Here is a 20,277-nt window from a genome sequence, read left to right as displayed (position 1 = left end):
CCCTTCTGTTTTCCCGACGTCCCAGGAGAGTTCCCGTGTCCGTTCTGCCCCGCCGTCTCTTCGGTCTCGGCTCGCTCGGCATCGTCGCCGTCGGCCTGGCTGCCTGCGGCTCCTCCGAGACTGACATGTCCTCCGGCTCTGAAACGTCCTCCGAGCAGGGTGTGAGCACGGGTGGCGAGGGCGGCGGATCCGGCCACGTCATCGTCTTCGAGGTCACGAGCACGACGGCGACCAAGGCTGACATCTCCATGACGACGATCGACGTCAACGGTGCTCCGCTGGATCAGACGTTCAGCAACCATGGGCTGCCCTTCAGTGAGACGGTCAACCTTGCCCCGTCGCAGGAGATCGACATCGCGATGCTCAAGCTTGGTGCCCAGATCAAGGACGGCAGCGACGTGACGGTCTCGCTGACCACCGACGGTGGCAACGCGGTCACCTCGTCGGCTGAGGGTGAGAACGCCAGCGCAACGGTCTTCGGCGAGAGCGCCTGAGCGCAGGCGCACTCCGTCCGTCAACACGTGAACGGCTCTCCCCGGCCCCCGTGGGGCCGGGGAGCCGTGCTGGCTGCGCTGCCAGTGCCCGTTGCCTCAGTGGTGCGCGGGACGCGCGGCACACACTGGGGGCGCATGTGACGCGGCTCACGTGAGTGTCCGCGCTGGAGGAGGTCTTCGTCATGGCGGGGCGCCCGCCCACCTGGAAGACTCGACACTCGGCCCGGCGTCCTGCCGCGGCCGGGCTGGTGCCCCGGCTCCGGCCCGCTCCCACCCGGGAGGCGGTCCGTTGAGCCCTGAACGCCGGCACCCCGCGCACCGCTGCGCCCGACCGCCCCGGCACCGGTGCGCCGGGCCCGCGGTCCCGAACGAACGGACACCCGTGCCCACCACTCGCAGGCCTGCTACCCGCGCGCCCTTCACCTCTTCCACCCTCCCCGCCGACGGCCAGGCCACCTTCGCCTCGCTCGGCGTGGACCCTGATCTCGTCGCCGACCTTGACGCCCGCGGCTTCACCTCGCCCTTCCCCATTCAGACGGCGACCCTGCCGGACACGCTGCGCGGACGTGACGTGCTGGGGCGTGGGCGCACCGGCAGCGGCAAGACCCTCGCCTTCGCCCTGCCGCTCGTCCAGCGTCTGGCCGACGAGGACGCCGCCCGCCCCGGCCACCCCATCGGTCTCGTCCTGGCTCCCACCCGTGAGCTCGCCATTCAGATCGCGGACACGATCCGCCCGCTCGCCCAGGCTCTCGAGCTGAGCGTGACGACGATCTTCGGCGGCGTGTCCCAGAAGCCCCAGGAGAAGGCCATGGCCGCGGGTGTCGACATCGTCGTCGCCTGCCCCGGACGGCTCCTCGACCTCATGGGCCAGGATGTCGTCGCTCTCGACGAGGTGAGCATCACCGTCCTGGACGAGGCCGACCACATGGCGGACCTCGGCTTCCTGCCCAACGTGCGCCGCATCATGCGTGCCACCCCCGAGCGAGGCCAGCGGATGCTGTTCTCCGCGACGCTGGACAACGGCGTCGACACCCTGGTCAAGGAGTTCCTGCACGACCCGCTCCACCACGCCATCGACCCCGCCTCCTCGCCCGTGCGCACCATGGACCACCGCGTGTGGATGGTGTCCGACAAGACGGCGAAGGACGCCGTCGTCGTCCGCCTCGCCTCCGGCACCGGTCAGCGCATCCTGTTCACCCGCACCAAGCACCTGGCGCGCCGCCTGGCGCGCAAGCTCGTGCTGGCCGGCATCCCGGCGGTCGAGCTCCAGGGCAACATGAGCCAGAACGCGCGCGAGCGGGCCATGGCCTCCTTCACCTCCGGTCAGGCGCACGTCATGGTTGCCACCGACATCGCCGCCCGCGGCATCGACGTCTCCGGGGTCGAGCTCGTCGTGCACGTGGACCCGCCGGCCGAGCACAAGGCCTACCTGCACCGCTCGGGGCGCACGGCCCGCGCGGGTGCCGAGGGCGTCGTCGTCACCCTCGTGCTGCCGGAGCAGAAGCACGACGTCCAGGTCCTGCTCAAGAAGGCCAAGATCACGGCCGATATCGAGCGGGTGCGTCCCGATGACGAGTCCGTGACGGTGCTCGTGGGCGAGGAGGCGCCGCGCCTGGCGGTCGAGGACATGCCTGAGGGGGCGGCCTTCAAGGGCGAGCACCCGGGGCGGACGAAGGAGGGGCGCGCAGGTGGTGCCGGGCGGGGACACTCGGGTCGCGGGCGTTCCAACGCGGCCAGGAGGGGTTCCGGGAAGCCGACGGCGAAGGCGGTCGGAAAGTCGGCGGGTCACGCGGCCAGGAAGCCGACGGGCAGGGTGCCTGCGAGGTCAGGCCGGACGGGCACCGCGGCTGCCTCCGGACGCTCCGGCGGCTCCGCTGGGCGTGGTGCGGGGGCCTTTGCCCGCGGCGCGGGGCGTCAGGGTCACCGGGGTCGCTGAGTCCCGGTGTTGAAGCGGCCGGACCGGCAGAATCCTGTGCGTTCGCGGGTCTTTCGTCCGTTGCGGAGCCGGGTGAATAGGCCTATGTGGTGACATGAAGTAAACTTGAGCCGTCAACCATCGGTTGATGGCCCGGCGTCGACGTCGTCGGCGCTTCGACCCACCCGACAGGAGAACACATGGAACTCATCGGCATGATCGTGGCCGGCGCCGTCGTCGGTGCCCTCGCCCGCCTTTTCATGAAGGGAGAACAGAAGCTTTCCGTCCTGTGGACCATCATCCTCGGTGCCCTCGGCGCCTTCCTCGGCGGCTGGGGCGCGAGCCTCCTCGGCGTCGCGGAGACCGCCGGCATCGACTGGATCCGCTGGATCCTGTCCATCGTCTGCGCGATGGTCCTCATCAGCGTCTTCCTCGGCGTCACTCGCAAGAAGTGAGCCCTGCCGCAATCCCAGGAGGAACGGGCTCCCGCTGACACCGGCGGGAGCCCATTCTCGTACCCCGCTGGTGTCCACGTGTTCGTCGAGGCCGGGAACTGCAGGTCCCGGCCAGCTGCTCAGGTGTTGGGGGCTTGTGTGAATCTCTCGATCCCGTAGAAGGCGATCTGGCGATCACCCCACCAGGCAAGGAATTCTTCGGCGGTCTCACCGTTGTGTTCACATTCGAATGCGCTGTCGAATGAAGCAATGACTCCATCGGTAGCTTCAGCGAGTGCGGCGGCGACGAGCCCGTAACCGGTTGAGGCCACTGCGGGGCCGGCGAAGTTTCGGTACTCGTACCAGTAATGGTCTTGGCTGAGAAGTCTCGCGAGTTTCTCAGGAGGAAGAAGACCTTCAAACTCCTCGACGATGGACCACAGGCCAAGATGCTCAGGCTTTGAGTCGAACGGGTAGACGAGATCTTCTTCGGAGATTCGATCATCATCGCCCACAGGGAAACAACTGGGCCACGAACTAGAATCCCATTTTCCGTCGATCCAGTAGGCGAAACCCAAGTGCGTATCTGGGGCCCATGCCACGTCCTTGTTGACGTAACGTATATCCGTGTCATTATCGGTGGGATAGAATGCTTTGATTTCGATGGTGGAGCCGACCTCGTACCGGTCGAGGAGTTCTTGAAATAGTTCTTGCGTGCGGGCTCGTGTCTGCTCAACGAGCGGCAAGTGGCTCGTTGTCGGATACACGTCGATCGTTGTCGACATGCCTCTACCTTATCCTCATGTATGACCACGCGATCGAGGCGCTCCGCGAGGAGATCCGGTTTGGCAATGACAACGACGCTGCTGTCGCCACCGACACCAGTCTTGAGAAGCAGTTCCAGAACGAGGGAACATCGAGACCGTCCTTGTCATCGCTGACTCCCTCGAGACGATCAAGAACACGCAGGCAAACTACGTCGTGGACGCCCGAAAGGACCTCATCACGGAGCCCCTGCCTCGCGACCTGCTCGGCTCCGTCTGGGACGAGCGCGCCATGCGATGCCCCGGCTGTCAGAGCGTCGTCGGTACGGCCGCGCACCACTTGCTGGGGCGCGGCCGTGCCTGCTCCGCTCGGATCACTGTCCTTGTCCACTGTTGTCTCGCCCTCGCCGCCGCGCCCGCGCGCCCGCGCGCCCCGAGTTCGACTAGGATGACGGAGACGAAGGCGGAGTGGTGGACACGAACCCGTCGATCTACCCCCCTAGACAAATGACGTCTAGGGGGGTAGACTTCATGTCATGAAGCGCAGGGACCTGGAGAAAGCCCTCCAGGCGATCGCCAAGGAGCACGGCCTCACCCTCACGCTCAAAGAGGGTGGCAACTACACCATCGCCACCGTGGGCACGTGGCGTGAGCCGATCCCGCGCCACCGCGAGGTCGCCGAGATGCTCGCCCGCAAGATCATCAAACGCTGCCAGGACGCACAGGAGGAGAACTGACAATGAGCACCATTAATGCCACCGTCACCCGCGACGGCACGTGGTGGGTCGCAGACTTCACCATCGACGGCCACGAGTACGGCACCCAGGCGCGACGCCTGAGCGATATCGCCGCCGAGGTCGCAGACGCTGCCGCCCTCATGACCGATCGTGACCCATCTGACTACGCCGTCACTATCACCACCGCAGACCCACAGTGGGCGGCCCTAGTGGAGGACTATCAGCGCGCAGCAGCCGACCTGGCTCGCGCACAAGACGCGGCCCGAGACGCCTCGCGCGCTGCCATCACGGCCCTACGCGCACAGGGACTCACCGGCCGTGACATCGCCGCCCTCATGGGTATCTCCCCGCAACGCGTGTCCCAGCTGGTCGCCTAGGTCTCGGAGGGTAAGACAATGGCCCCCACCACCACTCCGGCCGCCAACGTGGGGTCCAGTCCCGACCTGGTGCACAGGGACTTGACCGCTAAGACGCCAGGAGCCGCGTGGGTGGCGACATCACCTGTGTCCGCACGTGGGCTGGGTTCGTCTACCTGGCCACTGTCCTGGACTGTGCCACAAAGAAGGTGGTGGGCTACGCGATGGCCGATAACATGCGCACCCGCCTAGTGTGCGACGCCACCGGTATGGCCGTGCGCAGCTGCCCTACCGTCAAGGGTGAGACTATCTTCCACACCGGCCGGGGTTCTCAGTACACGTCCGAGCAGTTCTCCGCGCATCTGAACAGGTATGGCATCCGGGCCTCGGTGGGGCGGACCGGGGTGTGCTGGGACAACGCCTGGGTGGAGTCCTTCAACGCCACCCTCAAGAATGAGAGGGTCCACAGGATGGTCTACCCCACGCGCGAGAAAGCCATGAACGATATCGGGCTCATCCCATTTGAGGGTGTGGGTGGGGTCTGGGTCCTCTGGTCTCTGGTTGTGTCAGGCTCCGGGTTTGGTGGGGGCTGGTTTGTCTGGTGCCGGTGGTTGCTGGTTGGGGTGGTGGGCGCGTGGGTGGTGGGTGTGGGGGGTGTTGGTGTCTGGTTGGAGGGTGCTGTCGTGCCCGGGCGGGGGCGCAGCGTGGCGGTGGTGGGGTGGGGGCGGGTGGTGCCCGCCCAGTGGGGCCTGCTGGGTGGTGGCGGTCACGGGCGTCGTCCAGATCGTCCAGGTCCTGGAAGGGGCTGTGGGTGTCGAGGTGGGCGCGGTTGCGGATGGGCTTGGCCCTTGTGACAGTGGGTTCAGGGCCTGGGCCAGGGCGCCTGCGTAAGGGGGCCGTCCCTTTTGGGGCCGAGCGGGGCCACGGCGTCGGCCTGGCTCGGGGCCTGGCCGTGGCCGGTGGGCGCGGTGCTGCGCCGCGCGGTCGCAAGTGGTGGGCCAGGCCCGCCAGCGCCCCCCTCTCGCTCACGCGGGGGCGTGCTGGTGGTAGGCAGGGGTCTTGTCCCGAGGAGGCACAGTTAGTGTGGACCACTTGTTGCCATCTTGGACCACCTGCCGTCGTTCGGACCACCTACGGACGCGTCTGGGGTGGTCCAAACGACCGAACGTGGTCCAAACGACCGAACGTGGTCCGAACGACCGAACGTGGTCCGAACTGATCAATGGCGCTCCACACAGCGCACCGGGGCCCGGTAGCGGCCCCAGCCACCGGCCGACCGTCGCCGGCCAGACCCGCAAGCACTCAGCCGCCCGGCCCATGGACCAGCCCTCCACCCCCAGGCGGGCAAGACGACGACGCCCCCCAGGCGTCAAAGGTGCGCCAGCATGCGCCATGAAGGCCTCCCCAGACCGCACGTGGGCGTCAACCCCGCATCCCGCCCAGCAGGCCTCCACCCAACCCGTTCACAACCCCAAAGAAAGCACAACTAGAGACCGGAGGACTCAGACCCCACCCACACCCTCAATGGGGATGAGCCCGATATCGCCTCATGGATCGAGCCGCCCTGCAATCACACCCGGCTGCACTCAGCCCTGGGATACCGCACGCCCAACGAGGTCGAGCGCGAGCTCCTGGGGCACCACAAAGCAGCCTGACGCACACAACACACAGTCCGAAAAACACCCAGCACTCCAATAGGTGTTGACGGCCTCACGGTGCCTGCCACGCGCGCCGTCCAGTCGCCTTTACCGTTCATGAGAGGATGACCGTGGAACTCAGCGTCCAAAGGGGTTTCATACACCTGAGCGGCAGACGCCCTGAGCGCCGCGAGTCGCTCGCCGATCAGGTTCCACTGAGACGCTGGTCCCAGCGCCGCTGCCACGAAGTAATGGTCACGCTGCTGAGACTCGTCAAGGTAGGCGACCCACTGGTCACCGGGCAGGGTCTGGCTCATAAACACATCCTATAAATCGGACGACGACGCAGCCGCGGGCGCCGGATCGCTGAGGACGAGTCTCGACGCGCGACTGAGTATCTCGACCGGCTCGATGCCGAGCCCCATAGACATGGCGACGAACTCGGTCACTGTGATCTCGCGTGAGGCCTGCACCTTGCGAGCGACATTGCTCTGCTCAAGCCCGCAACGCGCTGCGAGGGCTTGATTGCTGAGGCGCTGCCGTGCCTGCTCCGCTCGGATCTCGGCAGCGCGCGAGAGCGCGGGCATGTCGTTCAGGGCGCTTGGTGACACCTCCGGGGTCAACTTCTCCCAGATCAACCGCATGCTCGCGGGGGACAAGGTCATGACCCTCGACGAGTACACGATGCTGTGCGGAGCGCTCGGCCTTGACCCCGTCCAGGTCCTCCGTGAGGCTGAGGCCGAGGTTGCTGCCCGCGAGCGCTCCCGGGTGGCTGTTCCTCCCGACGGCGGTGGGCAGGCTGGTGCGGGGCTGCCTGCAGTGTAGGAGTTGGCGGCGTCAGACCATGGTGACTGGGAGGCTGAGCGCCGCGAGCGCGAGGGCCTGCCCGCCGTTGAGCCCGAGGACGAGTCCCAGGTCCCGCCCGACGACGTCGACGACGTCTGACTGCTTTCCGGCCCCCTCACTATCCCCGACATCCCCTACGATCAGGAGACACTTGGCTGACGCGCCCAGGTCCAGGACGCCCAAGTGGGAGACCGACACCCGTGATCGGCTGCGCAAGGTCGTGCGCAGCATGCTCAAGCCTGCTGCCGAGCTCGTGGCCCGAGACGCGAACGAGGGCGACACCCGGCTGTTCGTGACCGACATCCTGTGTGACGCCCTGGGGTACGACAAGTACTCCGACCTGACCACGGAGTACCGGGTCAAGGGAGAGTTCGCGGACTACGGCATCCGTGTGGACCAGCAGCTGTCGGCTTTCGTGGAGGTCAAGCGCTGCACCACCAGGCTCAGCCAGAGGCACCTGCGTCAGGTCGAGATGTACGCCGTCAACGAGGGCGTCGAGTGGCTGATACTGACGAACGGGCCCCAGTGGCAGGTGTACAAGCTCATCGCTGGCCTGCCCGTGACCATCGACCTTGTGCTCGAGGTTGACCTGCTCGCAGAGGGCATGACCGCGACGAAGGCGGCGGCGCTGTTCCTCCTGTTGAGGGAGTCCTTCGGACGCGGACAGATCGAGGACCTGTGGAGGGAGAGGGCAGCCACCGCCCCCAAGCACCTGGCCAAGGTCGTGCTGTCCGAGAAAGTCGTGGACGAGGTTCGCAAGGAGCTCAGGCGGCGCACGGGACTGAACGTCGAGTCCGTCGAGCTAGCGCGGCTGCTGCGCGCCGACGTGCTGCCTCCCGAACTCGTGGTCTGAGCCGCCCCGCCAGGACCGAAGGTGAGCAACTCGCAGCAAGAATCCCTCGTCGGTGTCACAGGCGTCTGGGATCATCAGAGGGTGGCCATCAGCACCTACACCGAGCAGTGCGGACTCCTGCCCGTCGCCAGGGCAGCGGTCAAGCACCAGGCTGAAGGCCGAGGTCGTCCTGCGCACCGCCACTGCCGAAACGGTCGACGACGACTGGATCGACACCCTCGGACCGGCCACCACCACGGCGAATACCGACCGCACACCCGCGCACAAGCGCCCCGACTATGAGTGGGACGAGGACTGAGCCATGACAGCCGACGGGACGACTGAGACCCTCGAGGAAGCGAGACAGCGCGACCGCGCCGGGCGCACCATCGACGTCCTCATCCTCGTCAAGACGACACCCAACCCGTCCACTAGCTACGAGGACACGGTCTGCGTCGCCGGCGTCGCCCTCTCCCCCGGGCCGATCCGCTGGGTACGGCTCTACCCGATCCCATCCCGACACCTCGCGTACGACAAAAGGTTCCCCCAAGTACGGACTCGTGCGCGTCAAGGTCTCCGCTCCCCGGCACGGCGACGGCCGCGAAGAGAGCCTGCGCGTCGACCTGCCCACCCTGACCACCGTGCGCCACTACCGGCCCGGCCAAGAACGGGACGAGCTCATGGCCGGCGTGCCTCAGACAACTGCGTGCGACCTGCTCTCGGGGACGCGCGCAGACCCCAACGCCGCGTCGCTCGGGCTAGTCGAAGCGCATGACATCCACCTCGAGGTCGAGCCTCACGGGGGATGGACCACAAAGCAGCAGAGGATCCTCGACCAGTGGCAGTCCCAGCCCGCACTACCACTCGAAGGGGCCGAGCACGCGGAGGCCCCTCCGCTCGAGGCGCCTCCGTACAAGGCCCGGTACTCCTACCGGTGCGCGTCCCCATCATGCAACGGGCATCGCCAGGGCATCCTCGACTGGGAGCTCACCGCCCTGCAGCGCAACGCCAAGGCCGACGGTGCCGAGCCGGCGGACTGGATCCGCAACCAGTTCGGGCGCAAGCTCCTCGCCGCCAACCGCAGGCAGTTCCTCAGCCTCGGCAACCAGGCGGACGCCGCCAAGCGAACAGCGTTCTCCGTGCTCAGCATCTACACCCCAAGAACAAGGACTGGGCCCGAGCGCTCAACGCCCGAGCCCAGCAGGACAGCACCCTCTTCTAACCCGCGAGCGCCACCGTCGACGTCTCCGCCTCGGACAGGCCGTCGCGGCGCATCATGACCTCGTCGATCACCTGGGCGCGGTGGCAGCACGCATGGTCGCGCTCGAAGCACAGGACGTAGACGACCTCGCCCTCGTCAACGCAGGTGGCGACGTAGTCGAGCGCCCGCGAGCCGGCGGGAGAGTCAGCGACCTCCCGGTAGTAGCGCTCGTGCGCCCGGCGGGCGGCGAGGTCGCCCGGCCTTGCGTAGCCGGCCCGGTTGTCCTTCGGGTTGCCGAGCTCGGGCCGGTGCTCGTAGGTGATCCCGGCAGCCTCCACGGCGTCGCGCAGACGGGACTTGGAGAAGCCCTTGACCCTTGAGACGGGGGTGAGCCTGACATCAATGAGACGGTCCGCGTGGGCCGCCACGAGCTCGTCAACGAGATCCTCCAGCGTCCGACCCTGATAGCCGATACCAACCAGACGTCCAGTCATGTCGTCCAGTCCCCTTCCTGCAGATGGTGCTGCCCATGATGCCCCTCGGCGCCGACGAGTGCAGCCCCTTCTGACGGCGAGCCCCGTCACGCCGGCCCCGCGAGCGCGGTGGGGAGCGCGACGCGGCGGTGCGAGCCGATGGTCTTGGTGGGCAGGAGCCACAGGCCTCCATGGACCTGCTCGGCGGCGATGGTGGCGGGCACGGGGGCGTGGCGGTCTGGGCAGTCGGCGCCGCGGCGGCGGCGAGGCCGGCGCGCAGCACCCGGTGCACCTTCGCGGCGGTGGCGGAGGAGGCACCCGAGGCGAGGACCTGGCGGTGGACGGCGCGCACGTCGTCGGCGGTGAGGCGGTCCAGGCGGCGGCGGCCGATCGCAGGGGCGATGTGCAGGCGCAGCGAGGAGCGGTACTCGGACGTCGTGGCAGGCTTGCGGACCGGCTCGACGTCCTGGCGGATCCACCGCTCCATCCACTGGGCGACCGTCAACCCCCTGCTGGTGGGGGCGTCGCCGGTGCGGGCGACCTCGAGCTGCACCTCGCGCATGCGACGGATGACCTCGGGCTTGCTCGACGCCCTCACCACTCGACGTCGACGACGTCCGGTGACCGGGTCCGGGGGCAGGGGCGCGGCCGCCGTCCACCGACCCTGCCCGTCCTTGTAGACCGACCCCTCGCCCTTGCCTCTCGTGCCCATGCTCGCGCCCGTCCTCGGCGGCCGCCCGGTAGCCACCGGTGTAGCCACACCGTAGAGGATATGGAGGATATGGGTGACCGTAGAGACACCCGGCACGGCCACACCTTTCGGCGGAACCCCAGGATTACCCCGGGATTCCGCCCGTACCCCCTGTGGGGCTCGAACCCACGACCTTCGGATTAAAAGTCCGCAGCTCTGACCAACTGAGCTAAGGGGGCGTTGGCTGAGCGGCCCCACCATAGCGCGTGCTGCCACGGTTCGACCCATCAACCCCAGGACCGCTGCCCGGCACATGAGGAGGATCCGCGTCATCTCGCCGATTGCGTCGCCGCCGCGACAGTGCCAGGGTAGCAATCCTGCATCGTGACACCCGCGCCCGAGAGGAGCCCCGCATGACCCGCCTCTTCCACCGCCCCGCCCGGCTCGAGGACGCCGAGTCCATCGAGGGTAGCCAGGACACGGCCGTGTCCTCCGAGCTCGCCCACTCCGCCGCCCAGGCCCTCATCGGCGGCTTCCCGGAGACCGGCCTCACGCGCGAGGGCGTGCGAGCCGTCGCGGCCCGCGGCGTCGACGAGGTCGCCGAGCTTTGGGCCGACTCCCCAGCCACCACCCTGCCCGGAACCCTGTGGCGTCTCCTCCTCGTGCGCGAGTGGCTGCGCCGCGACCCCGACCTCGTCTCACGCCGCTACGCCACCGTCGTCGACCTCACCGACGACGCCGAGGCCACCACCCGCTTCGAGACCGCCGACGCTCGCCCCGTCCCCTCACCCGAGCAGCTGCGCTCCGCTCTCGACACCGTCCTCGCCGGGCGCGCCACCGGCTCCGTCCCCGCCCTCGCCCCACTGCTGTCCGCCACCGCCTCCTTCCTGCGCGCCCTGGCCGCTGGCTCGACCCCCACGTGGATTGAGGACGACGCCGACGAGCTCGCCGACCACGTCACCCGCCGGGCCTCAGCGCTCATCGCCACCGCCGCCGAGCTCGACGAGGCCTCGCGCCGCGCCCGCGCCGGTCTGCTCGACTGAGCCTGCCGGTCACGTGGACATGGGAGCATGAGGCCATGACGACACCCAACCCCGAGACCACGCCCGCCACGGTGCCCCTGTCGAGCTTCCTCGGCGGTTGGGCGCGCGCCCACCACGCGGGCGAGCCGCAGGCCGCCGAGCTTCACACCGCCGGACCCCAGGCCGCCGAGCTTCACACCGCCGGACCGCAGGTAGCCGATCCGTACGCGACCCCCGAGGACCCGACCGACCTCACTGCCGAGGTGCACGTCCTGGAGAGCGCCGACGCCCGCGACTTCACCGACGACGCCGGCCCCGCCTACGCCGACGAGGACTTCGACGAGCCCGCGGACACCGAGCCCCCGGTCGAGCCCGCCCCCCAGCCGGCTCCCGAGAAGCCGGCAGCGCCCGCCCCGGTCCTTGGCCCCGACCCCGAGGCGGACCTGCCGGCCCTGGAGTCCTTCGAGGACCGCTTCACGGACCGCGAGCTCACCTGGATGGACTTCAACGAGCGCGTCCTGGAGCAGGCCGAGGACCAGGACCTCGAGCTGCTCGAGCGCGCCTGGTTCCTGTCGATCTTCTCCTCCAACCTCGACGAGTTCTACATGGTGCGCGTCGCCGGGCTCATGCGCCGCATCAAGATGGGCCTGACCCCCGTGCGGGCCTCGGGCCTGGACGCCCACCAGGTCGTCGCCGAGATCACCCGTCGCGCCAAGGCGCTCGCCGCCCGCCAGTCCGACGTGTGGAACAAGGACATCCGCCCCAGGCTCGCCGAGCACCACATCGAGATCCTGAGCTGGGACGAGCTCGACGAGAGCCAGCACGAGCGCCTGACCCGCTACTTCCGCCATCGGATCTTCCCGGTGCTCACCCCGCTGGCGGTGGACCCCTCGCACCCCTTCCCCTACATCTCGGGACTGTCACTCAACCTCGCCGTCCTGCTGCGCAACCCGCAGTCCGGCAAGGAGCACTTCGCGCGCCTCAAGGTGCCGCCGTCGCTGCCGCGGCTCGTGACCGTGCCCGGGCGCGAGCTCGACAACGCCGACAAGAAGGCAGGCACGGCCCTCATCCCCATCGAGGCCGTCATCGCCCCGCACCTGGACCACCTCTTCCCCGGCATGGAGGTCCTGGAGTACCACCTGTTCCGCGTCACCCGTAACGAGAACCTCGAGGTCGAGGAGGACGACGCCGAGAACCTCCTGGCCGCCATGGAGAAGGAGCTCGAGAAGCGTCGCTTCGGCGACTGCGTGCGCCTGGAGGTGGAGGACACCATCAGCCCCTTCGTGCGCACACTGCTCGTGCGGGCCCTCGGGCTGGATGACGACGACGTCTTCGAGCTTCCGGCACCACTTGACCTCAAGTGTCTCAACCAGCTGCACGACCTTGACCTGCCCGCGCTGAAGTACCCGCGCTACGTGCCCGTCACCGCCCCGGGGCTGGGGGAGGGCGAGTCCTCGACGCCGCGCGACATCTTCGCCGCCATGCGCGAGCGCGACGTCCTGCTGCACCACCCTTACGACTCCTTCTCCACCTCGGTGCAGGAGTTCGTGCGCCAGGCTGCCGCGGACCCCAAGGTCCTGGCAATCAAGCAGACCCTCTACCGCACCAGCGGTGACTCCCCGATCGTCGACGCCCTCATCGAGGCGGCCGAGGCCGGCAAGCAGGTCGTCGCCATCGTCGAGATCAAGGCCCGCTTCGACGAGGAGAACAACATCGGCTGGGCCCGCAAGCTCGAGCGGGCCGGCGTCCACGTCGTCTACGGCATGGTCGGCCTCAAGACGCACTGCAAGCTCCTGCTCGTCGTGCGCCAGGAGGCCGAGGGCCTGCGCCGCTACTGCCACGTCGGCACGGGCAACTACCACCCCAAGACGGCCCGCGGCTACGAGGACCTGGGCCTGCTGACCACGGACCGCGACGTCGCCCAGGACCTCACCAGCCTGTTCAACCTCCTGTCCGGCTATGCCCCCCGGGCGCGTTTCCGCCGCCTGCTCGTGGCCCCGCGCACCGTGCGCTCGGGCCTGGTCGAGCGCATCGAGCGCGAGATCGCCAACAAGCGTGCCGGCCGTGAGGCCTGGGTGCGCCTGAAGGTCAACTCCATCATCGACGAGACCACGATCGACGCCCTGTACCGTGCCTCGCGCGCGGGCGTGCCCGTGGACATCGTCGTGCGCGGCATCTGTGGCCTGCGCGCGGGCATCCCCGGCTTGAGCGAGAACATCCGCGTGCGCTCGATCCTGGGCCGCTACCTGGAGCACGCGCGCATCTACGCCTTCTGCAACGACGGCGACACCGAGGTCTTCATCGGCTCCGCGGACCTCATGCACCGCAACCTCGACCGCCGTGTGGAGGCGCTTGTGCGCCTGACGGACCCGCAGATGGTCGAGGAGCTGACCTGGCTCGTGACCCACTCGGCCTCCGACGAGGTCTCCTCCTGGTGGCTCGAGCCCGACGGCTCCTGGACCCGCCACGTCCACGGTCCCGACGGCGAGCGCCTGGAGGACATCCAGGTCACGCTCATGGACCGTGCGACCCGGTGCAAGGGACGGCGCTGACCCCCGCCCTGGGAGGAGGAGCACCGTGACCGACGCACGCCTCTCCGGCCGCAGGACCGTCCTGGCCGCCGGAGCTCTTGTGTGGCGCCCCTGCCCCGACGGCAAGGACAGCATCGAGGTCCTGCTCGTCCACCGGCCCCGCTACGACGACTGGTCCTTCCCCAAGGGCAAGCTCGAGGCGGGGGAGGCTCCGACCGTCTGCGCCGTGCGTGAGGTGCAGGAGGAGACGGGGATCGCCGTCCGCCTGGAGCAGCCCTTGAAGACGGTCCGGTACCCGCTCGACGACGGCAGGCGCAAGAAGGTCCACTACTGGGTGGCTCGCCCGGTGTCCGACGGCGACCCCTCCCTCTCAGCCCGGCCCCCGGTGGAGCCGGCCTCCGTCCAGGAGATCGACGACGTCGCCTGGGTGGAGGTGGGCCGGGCCCGTAAGCGGCTGACTCACGACGTCGACCGGCACGTGCTCGGCCAGCTGCGGGACCTGTGGGACGACGGCAGGCTCGACACGTGGACCCTCGTCCTCGTGCGTCACGCCCGGGCGGTCAAGCGCTCGGTGTGGAACCGCCCGGGCAAACGCACTGCCGAGGAGGACGAGGCGACCCGGCCCCTGACCCGGGACCAGGGTGAGCTGCGGGCGGACGCGCTCTTGCCGGTGCTCGCGGCCTACGGCGTCGCCGTCGCCGTCACCAGCCCGTGGCGGCGCTGCGTCGACACGCTTGCGCCCTATGCCCGCGCGGCCGGCATCACGCTGCGCCAGGAGCCGGCGGTGACCGAGTACGCGCACGCCGCCAGGCCCAAGGAGGCCCGCAGGGTGGTTGAGCGGGCGCTGCGCGTGCCGGACGCGCCCCTGGTCCTGTGCACCCACCGGCCGGTGCTGGCCACCGTCATGGCGGTTGTCGCCCAGCACGCCCCGGGCCGCCTGCTGCGCGCCGTGCCGGACCAGGACCCGTGGCTGCGCACGGGCGAGATCATGGTCATCCACATGGCTCGGCGTCCGCGCGGGCGTGTGCGGGTCGTCGCGATTGAGAAGGTGCGCCCCGTGTTGCCCAAGGGCGGCTGAGGGTTCCCGTCGGCCTTGTCCGGGACAGCCGCTGCTCACCTTCTGGTCGCTCGCGCGTGGGCCAACGTTCTCCACAACGTCACCCGTGCGGCCCGAGCGGTCACCGGTGAGTCACCCGTCCTTCCTGCCGTCCACGGTACCGGCCAGATCACGGGCACCGACGCCTCCTCCCGGGGTGCCGCCGATGAGTCCGCCAAGGGCTCGCGTTCGGTGACACGCGGCTGGGCTCAGCCGGCCAGGAAGGTGCCCATGAGGCGCGCGATGGCGTAGACCGGTCCGCCGACGGCGAGCACCGGCACGAGTGCGCTCGTGATCGCGGCGCGTCCACCGGGGACCCAGCGGTGTGTCCACAGCACCCGGTTGCCGGCAGACATGAGGACCCCGGCGACGAAGCCCGCGAGCAGGCAGGCGGCACCGGACTGCAGGGCGACGACGGCGCCCACGTGGGAGGGACCGAAGAAGCCGACGGCGGCGAGCACGGCCCCGGCCACCCCCGCGACCAGGGGCGGGACCGTGATGGTCAGGGCCTCGAGCGTCGAGGCGGACACGTCCAGGGTGGTGAGTAGGGCGCCCACAAGCAGGGCCAGCGCCAAGGGCACCATGACTGAGGGGTCCGCCACCCCCGGCTCGAGCGCGCACCAGCCGGCGCCTAAGACGACGACGAGGTTGCCCGAGACCGTCGAGGACAGGTCCTCCACGAGGTCGGGGCGCCCGTCGCGCCGGACCATCTGGGCGACGAAGGCGGCCAGCACACTCAGTGCCATGACGACCCCCGCCGAGCCGAAGTCCTCGCGCACGGCGACCACCACCGAGGCGGTGACCCCGGTGAGGGTGATGACGGCGGTGGAACCCGGGTCGTGGCGGGCGCGCAGCAGGGCGGGCCAGCCCTGGGCGGTGAGCGGGATGAGGATGACGACGAGCGCCAGGCGCGTCCACGTCGGCAGGGGCGCGGTGGCGGCGAGAAGGACGGGGACGGTGCCGGCGACGGCCAGGCGCGTCCAGGCCGGGTCGGCCAGGCCCGGGCTGATGGGCTTGCTGCCGCCACGGCGGGTGCCGTAGTCGGAGGTGCGCCGTGAGCGTGACGGTGCGCCGGACTGGGCGGCCGCCGTCGGACCCTCCGGGAGGGAGGGGGCGGCGCGGCCCGCGGGGACAGGATCGGTGACGCTCACGGCCGCATCGTCCCACACCTGTCACGCGCCTGTGCGTCCGCTCGTGTGGAACACTGGGTGGCGGAATCCGGCGGCAGGCAGGAGAGGGTATGCGGGCCATCATGCTCACGCGCGAGGCCGACCCCTCCCAGGTCCTGCCCGCCGCGACCCTGCTCAACCTCGCCATCACCTGCCTGCCCCCTGTGCCGGCCTCCTACAGTCGGCTCGACTCCGCCGACGTCGTGCTCATTGACGCCCGCGGGGACCTCATGCGGGCCTGCGCCCTGTGCCAGCTGCTGACGGGGCCGATGTCCTGCCCGCCGGTGCTGCTGGTCATGGAGGAGGGCGGGGCCGCCGCCGTGCAGACGGACTGGGGGGCCTCGGACTTCGTGCTCGTGTCGGCGGGGCCGGCGGAGGTCTCAGCGCGCCTGAGAATGCTGCGCCCGCGCGGGACGGAGCCGGTGGAGCCCGCGGAGGACCGCCTGGAGGTCGGCGACCTGGTGATTGACGCCACGGCCTACACGGTCCGCGTGCGCGGGGCGGTGCTCGACCTGACCTACAAGGAGTTCGAACTGCTCAAGTACCTGGCGCTGCACCAGGGCAAGGTCCTCACGCGCGAGACGATCCTGGACGACGTGTGGGGCGTGGACTACATCGGCGGTTCGCGGACGGTGGACGTGCACGTGCGCCGCCTGCGCGCCAAGCTCGGCCCGGAGCACGACCACCTCATTGGCACGGTGCGCAACGTCGGCTACCGCCTGGACCCGCCGGACGGGCCCTGAGCGCCGGGTCCGGTGCGCCGACGGCGGCGCGCAGGTGGTCCGTGTGCATTGGTGTGTGGCCCACGGGCCGGGGCCCGTCGGTGCCATGGCCGCATGTGTCCCGACCACCGGTGCCCGGTCTGGGGGACTAGGGTCCGCCGTCGTCACCCTGTACCCTTGATGGCGGCGTCGGGCCGTGACGGGCCCCGGGCTCCAACTCATGCCGCCTCGAGCGGCCGACGCGCCGCTGGCGCTCTCCGGCCCGACGTCCCCCACCCAACTCCTCGGTTTGCGATCGAACGGCGATTGACCGTACGTTCGAACGCAGAGCGAGGATCTCGGGAGCGGGGCGAGGAGGTCGAGCGGGGGAGAGGCGGGTCACGGCGTCGTCGCCGCACGACACGTACCCTGCGGCCATGGCATTCTCCCTTCCTGACGACCTGGCCCCCGAGGTCTACCCGCTCGCCTGGCTCGTGGGCACGTGGCGCGGCTACGGCATCCTCACCTACGGCGAGCAGGTCCCGCAGCAGGCGGTCTACCAGGAGATGGTCTTCGACCACGACGGCGGGCCCTACCTGCGTCAGGTCACGACCACCTGGACGGTCGACGCCACCCGCTCACAGGACCTCGACTTCGAGATGCCCGGCCTCGAAGGTGCCGCCCGCCTGACCCCCGCCCAGATCTGGTCCACGGAGACCGCCTACTGGCGCCCCGTCGGCCAGGAGGAGCCCGACGCCGACGACGCCGACACCACCACCCCCATCACCCGCCTTGAGCTCATCTCAGCTGACCCGGCCGGCCAGGTCGCGGTCTGGGAGGGCTGGATCCAGGGCCCGCGCGCGCAGATCGGCACCCAGGCCGTCGGCCGCACCCGCACGAGCGCCGAGGTCACCCAGATGAACCGCATGTTCGGCCTCGTGAGCGGCGACCTCATGTGGACCCAGGACATGGCCGCCTTCGGCAAGAAGGAGATGGACACCTACGCCTCCGGCCGCCTGGGACGGGTCGAGGACCCCGACGCACCGGAGAACCAGCCCGGCTCGGCCCTGCGAGCGGCCATCGCCGCCGATGAGGCCGCCCGCGCCGCCACCCGGTCCGCTGGCGAGACCACCCGGTCCGACGGCGAGGCCACCCGGTCCGCTGACAACGAGACGGCCCGCCCCGCCATCCGCACCGACGACACCCCCGGTGCCGTCGACGACGAGGACGCCTCCGCCTGATGCGCCGTAGCCCCCTGCTTGACCTCGACGCCGCCCAGGCCGGCCCCGACGGCGACCTCGACGCCCCCGTCCCCGCCCACTACGGCAGCCCCCTGCGCGAGCAGGCGCTGCTGGCCGAGGGCGCCGCTGTGACCGCGCTTGCCCGCGACGTCGTCACCGTTACCGGCCCCGACCGTCTCACCTGGCTCACCACCCTGGGCTCTCAGGACCTGCGTTCCCTCGCACCCGACGACGGCGGGGCCGAGACCCTGCTGCTCGACGCCCAGGGCCGCATCACTCACGCGCTGGCCGCCCTCGACGACGGCCAGACCCTCTGGCTCGTCACCGAGACTGGCCGCGGCCCCATGCTCGCGGGCTTTCTCGACTCGATGCGCTTCATGCTGCGCGTCGAGGTCGCCATGCGCGACGACGTCCACGCCCTGGGCGCCATGGGGCGGGCTGTGGACGTCCTGGCCGGTGCGGCCCGTGAAGGCGGCTGCCTGCTGGGACGCTGGAGGGACCCGTGGCCGGGCGTCGTCGACGGCGGCACCGCCTACGACGTCGGCCTGGGCTCGCCGGAGCACCCCTTCCGCCACCCCGGTGAGGGCTATGCGGCCGGGTTCGTGCTCGTCGGCGAGGAGCAGGTGCGCGCCGTCGTCACTGACAGCGGGCTGCGCCCGGCGGGATCACTGGCCTGGGAGGCGCTGCGCGTGGAGGCGGGTCGGCCCCGGTGGGGGCGTGAGGTGGACGAGCGCGCGATCCCCCACGAGCTCGACTGGCTGCGCACCGCCGTGCACCTGACGAAGGGCTGCTACCCGGGCCAGGAGACCATCGCCCGCACCCTCAACCTCGGGCGCCCGCCACGGCGCCTGACCACCCTCCAGCTCGACGGACTCTCCGGCGAGGCGCCCCTGCCGGGGGCTGTCGTGCGAATGGGTGAGCGGCCGGTGGGGACGGTGACGAGCGTCGTGCGCCACCACGACGTCGGCCCCATGGCCCTGGCACTGCTGCGCCGCGCCACCCCCCTGACTCAGCCTCTGACCGTGGACATCACAGACGTCACAGACGTCACCGAGGGCGAGGAGGGGGCCGACGGCGATGCCCAGGTGGTCGCGCGTGTGGACGCCCTGCAGGAGCCGCTGGTGAGCCCCGAGGGCAAGGCGGGGGCCAGCCCCGCCGAGCGACCCGGCGCCGGCCTGCGCACGTCGCTCCTTCACCGGGGCGGCAGGGAACGATAAGGTCAGTAGCGTGTCTGCTCTCGCATCCGTCGCTGTTGTCGTCGCCCAGTCCGTGCGCTGGATCTGGTACGGCGCCCAGGTCGCGGCCGCCCTCATGGGGCTGTGGGCGTTGGTGGACTGCCTGACGCGAGACTCGCAGCACTTCCTGGCGGCGGACAAGCGCACGAAGGGCTTCTGGATTGGCGTGAACGCGGTGGGCCTCGCCGTCGTCATCGTCATGGGCGCCGCCTCGATGCTGGGACTGCTGGGCGTGGTCGCCAACGCCGTCTACCTGGCCGACGTGCGCCCGGCCCTGAGCTTCTACAAACCGGTGCGGGTGCGCTCCCAGGTGCGCCGCCCCGGTGAGGGCCGGGGCGGTCGGGGGTCCTCGGGCCCTGGCTGGCGCCGCTGATGCGGGCCGTCCTGCAGCGGGTCAGCCGGGCCGCCGTGCGTGTCGACGAGGGCGCCGGACCCGTCGTCGTCGGCGAGATCACGCGCCCGGGCCTGCTGGCGCTCGTCGGTGCCACGCACGACGACGGAGCCGAGCAGGTGGCCACCATCGCCCGCAAGATCGCCGAGCTACGGCTGTTCGACGGCCCCGGCGACGACGGCGGTGCGCCGGGCCGGGAGGTGTCGGTGTCCGACCTGGGTGCGCCGGTGCTGCTGGTCAGCCAGTTCACGCTGTACGCGGACGTGCGCAAGGGACGGCGCCCGTCGTGGAACGGGGCGGCGCCCGGCGAGGTCGCGGAACCCCTCGTCGAGGCCGTGGCCGAGCGGCTGCGCGAGCGCGGCATCGAGGTGGCGACGGGTCGCTTCGGCGCCCACATGCTCATTGACATGGAGGCCGACGGGCCGGTGACGATCCTCGTCGAGGCCTGAGGGTTGAGGCCTGTGGCCTGAGGGCTGCCGGCGCGTTGATCTCGTGTGCTCGCGTTGGCCTT

Annotated in this window: 19 protein-coding genes, 1 tRNA gene and 1 pseudogene; 17 read left to right on the top strand and 4 right to left on the bottom strand. The window is 70.0% G+C overall.

The features are described 5' to 3' along the window. Positions 1–35 precede the first annotated feature (35 nt). From ID810_RS10540 to ID810_RS10530, 3 genes are all read left to right on the top strand, one after another. Complete coding sequence (locus ID810_RS10540; RefSeq protein ID WP_166857374.1) at positions 36–494, top strand: hypothetical protein; 459 nt, start codon at positions 36–38, stop codon at positions 492–494. Between the two features lie 382 nt (positions 495–876). Then, positions 877–2,430 carry a DEAD/DEAH box helicase gene (locus ID810_RS10535; protein ID WP_166857375.1) on the top strand — a complete coding sequence of 518 codons (1,554 nt, stop codon included), beginning with the start codon at positions 877–879 and terminating at the stop codon, positions 2,428–2,430. Between the two features lie 179 nt (positions 2,431–2,609). After that, complete coding sequence (locus tag ID810_RS10530; RefSeq protein ID WP_166857376.1) at positions 2,610–2,864, top strand: GlsB/YeaQ/YmgE family stress response membrane protein; 255 nt, start codon at positions 2,610–2,612, stop codon at positions 2,862–2,864. A 119-nt stretch (positions 2,865–2,983) separates the two neighbouring features. Here the strand turns inward: ID810_RS10530 and ID810_RS10525 are convergent, their stop codons facing one another. Continuing rightward, positions 2,984–3,628, bottom strand: a complete 645-nt coding sequence (locus ID810_RS10525) for a hypothetical protein (protein WP_166857377.1) — start codon at positions 3,626–3,628, stop codon at positions 2,984–2,986. A gap of 515 nt (positions 3,629–4,143) precedes the next feature. Here ID810_RS10525 and ID810_RS10520 point away from each other — a divergent pair. The 6 genes from ID810_RS10520 to ID810_RS10495 all read left to right on the top strand — a co-directional run bounded on the left by ID810_RS10520 (position 4,144) and on the right by ID810_RS10495 (position 9,295). Then, positions 4,144–4,344, top strand: a complete 201-nt coding sequence (locus ID810_RS10520) for a hypothetical protein (RefSeq protein WP_166857378.1) — start codon at positions 4,144–4,146, stop codon at positions 4,342–4,344. A gap of 2 nt (positions 4,345–4,346) precedes the next feature. After that, positions 4,347–4,721 carry a helix-turn-helix domain-containing protein gene (locus tag ID810_RS10515; RefSeq protein WP_166857379.1) on the top strand — a complete coding sequence of 125 codons (375 nt, stop codon included), beginning with the start codon at positions 4,347–4,349 and terminating at the stop codon, positions 4,719–4,721. A gap of 107 nt (positions 4,722–4,828) precedes the next feature. Beyond that, complete coding sequence (locus ID810_RS12855) at positions 4,829–5,554, top strand: DDE-type integrase/transposase/recombinase (protein WP_195858787.1); 726 nt, start codon at positions 4,829–4,831, stop codon at positions 5,552–5,554. A gap of 1,308 nt (positions 5,555–6,862) precedes the next feature. Next, the gene (locus ID810_RS10505) at positions 6,863–7,162 is read left to right on the top strand and encodes a helix-turn-helix domain-containing protein (protein WP_268916210.1); all 300 of its coding nucleotides are present in this window, start codon (positions 6,863–6,865) and stop codon (positions 7,160–7,162) included. A gap of 172 nt (positions 7,163–7,334) precedes the next feature. After that, positions 7,335–8,036, top strand: coding sequence for a type I restriction enzyme HsdR N-terminal domain-containing protein (locus ID810_RS10500; RefSeq protein ID WP_166858433.1), 702 nt, complete (start codon positions 7,335–7,337; stop codon positions 8,034–8,036). Positions 8,037–8,575: 539 nt separating this feature from the next. After that, complete coding sequence (locus ID810_RS10495) at positions 8,576–9,295, top strand: hypothetical protein (protein WP_166858435.1); 720 nt, start codon at positions 8,576–8,578, stop codon at positions 9,293–9,295. On the opposite strand, the gene ID810_RS10490 is transcribed toward ID810_RS10495, so the two are convergent. Further along, on the bottom strand, positions 9,234–9,710 hold the full coding sequence (locus ID810_RS10490) for a DUF488 domain-containing protein (protein ID WP_166858437.1): 477 nt from the start codon (positions 9,708–9,710) through the stop codon (positions 9,234–9,236). The genes ID810_RS10495 and ID810_RS10490 overlap by 62 nt on opposite strands. A gap of 835 nt (positions 9,711–10,545) precedes the next feature. Continuing rightward, a tRNA-Lys gene (locus ID810_RS10485) sits at positions 10,546–10,619 on the bottom strand. Between the two features lie 174 nt (positions 10,620–10,793). Here ID810_RS10485 and ID810_RS10480 point away from each other — a divergent pair. From ID810_RS10480 to ID810_RS10470, 3 genes are read left to right on the top strand one after another with little or no spacing between them, the layout of a single operon-like run. Next, a complete protein-coding gene (locus ID810_RS10480; RefSeq protein WP_166858439.1) occupies positions 10,794–11,423 on the top strand; it encodes a hypothetical protein in 630 nt (209 codons plus the stop codon). A 35-nt stretch (positions 11,424–11,458) separates the two neighbouring features. After that, positions 11,459–13,954 (top strand): RNA degradosome polyphosphate kinase, encoded by a 2,496-nt coding sequence (locus ID810_RS10475; protein ID WP_166858441.1) that lies wholly within the window; start codon positions 11,459–11,461, stop codon positions 13,952–13,954. A gap of 25 nt (positions 13,955–13,979) precedes the next feature. Then, positions 13,980–15,011 carry an NUDIX hydrolase gene (locus ID810_RS10470; protein ID WP_166858443.1) on the top strand — a complete coding sequence of 344 codons (1,032 nt, stop codon included), beginning with the start codon at positions 13,980–13,982 and terminating at the stop codon, positions 15,009–15,011. Positions 15,012–15,238: 227 nt separating this feature from the next. Here the strand turns inward: ID810_RS10470 and ID810_RS10465 are convergent, their stop codons facing one another. After that, the gene (locus tag ID810_RS10465) at positions 15,239–16,180 is read right to left on the bottom strand and encodes a tellurium resistance protein TerC (RefSeq protein ID WP_235931453.1); all 942 of its coding nucleotides are present in this window, start codon (positions 16,178–16,180) and stop codon (positions 15,239–15,241) included. Between the two features lie 89 nt (positions 16,181–16,269). On the opposite strand from ID810_RS10465, the gene ID810_RS10460 reads away from it, so the two are divergent. The 5 genes and pseudogenes from ID810_RS10460 (at position 16,270) to dtd (ending at position 20,215) form a co-directional block, all read left to right on the top strand. Then, entirely contained in the window at positions 16,270–16,941 is a 672-nt protein-coding gene (locus ID810_RS10460) for a winged helix-turn-helix domain-containing protein (RefSeq protein WP_166858444.1), read from the top strand. Between the two features lie 395 nt (positions 16,942–17,336). Further along, positions 17,337–18,026 (top strand): annotated as a pseudogene (locus ID810_RS10455) (heme-binding beta-barrel domain-containing protein); the annotation flags it as partial. A gap of 113 nt (positions 18,027–18,139) precedes the next feature. After that, positions 18,140–19,357 (top strand): CAF17-like 4Fe-4S cluster assembly/insertion protein YgfZ, encoded by a 1,218-nt coding sequence (gene ygfZ / locus ID810_RS10450; protein ID WP_166858446.1) that lies wholly within the window; start codon positions 18,140–18,142, stop codon positions 19,355–19,357. 10 nt (positions 19,358–19,367) lie between these two features. Next, on the top strand, positions 19,368–19,748 hold the full coding sequence (locus ID810_RS10445) for a DUF2516 family protein (protein ID WP_166858448.1): 381 nt from the start codon (positions 19,368–19,370) through the stop codon (positions 19,746–19,748). Next, entirely contained in the window at positions 19,748–20,215 is a 468-nt protein-coding gene (dtd, locus tag ID810_RS10440) for a D-aminoacyl-tRNA deacylase (RefSeq protein WP_166858450.1), read from the top strand. Before ID810_RS10445 ends, dtd begins: the two co-directional genes overlap by 1 nt. The last annotated feature ends 62 nt before the right edge of the window (positions 20,216–20,277 follow it).

It is taken from the genome of Actinomyces respiraculi (assembly GCF_014595995.2).
GTDB classification, from domain to species: Bacteria; Actinomycetota; Actinomycetes; order Actinomycetales; family Actinomycetaceae; genus Actinomyces; species Actinomyces respiraculi.
Note: the sequence above shows the minus strand (reverse complement) of the source record. Positions and strands in the feature narration are given on the sequence as shown.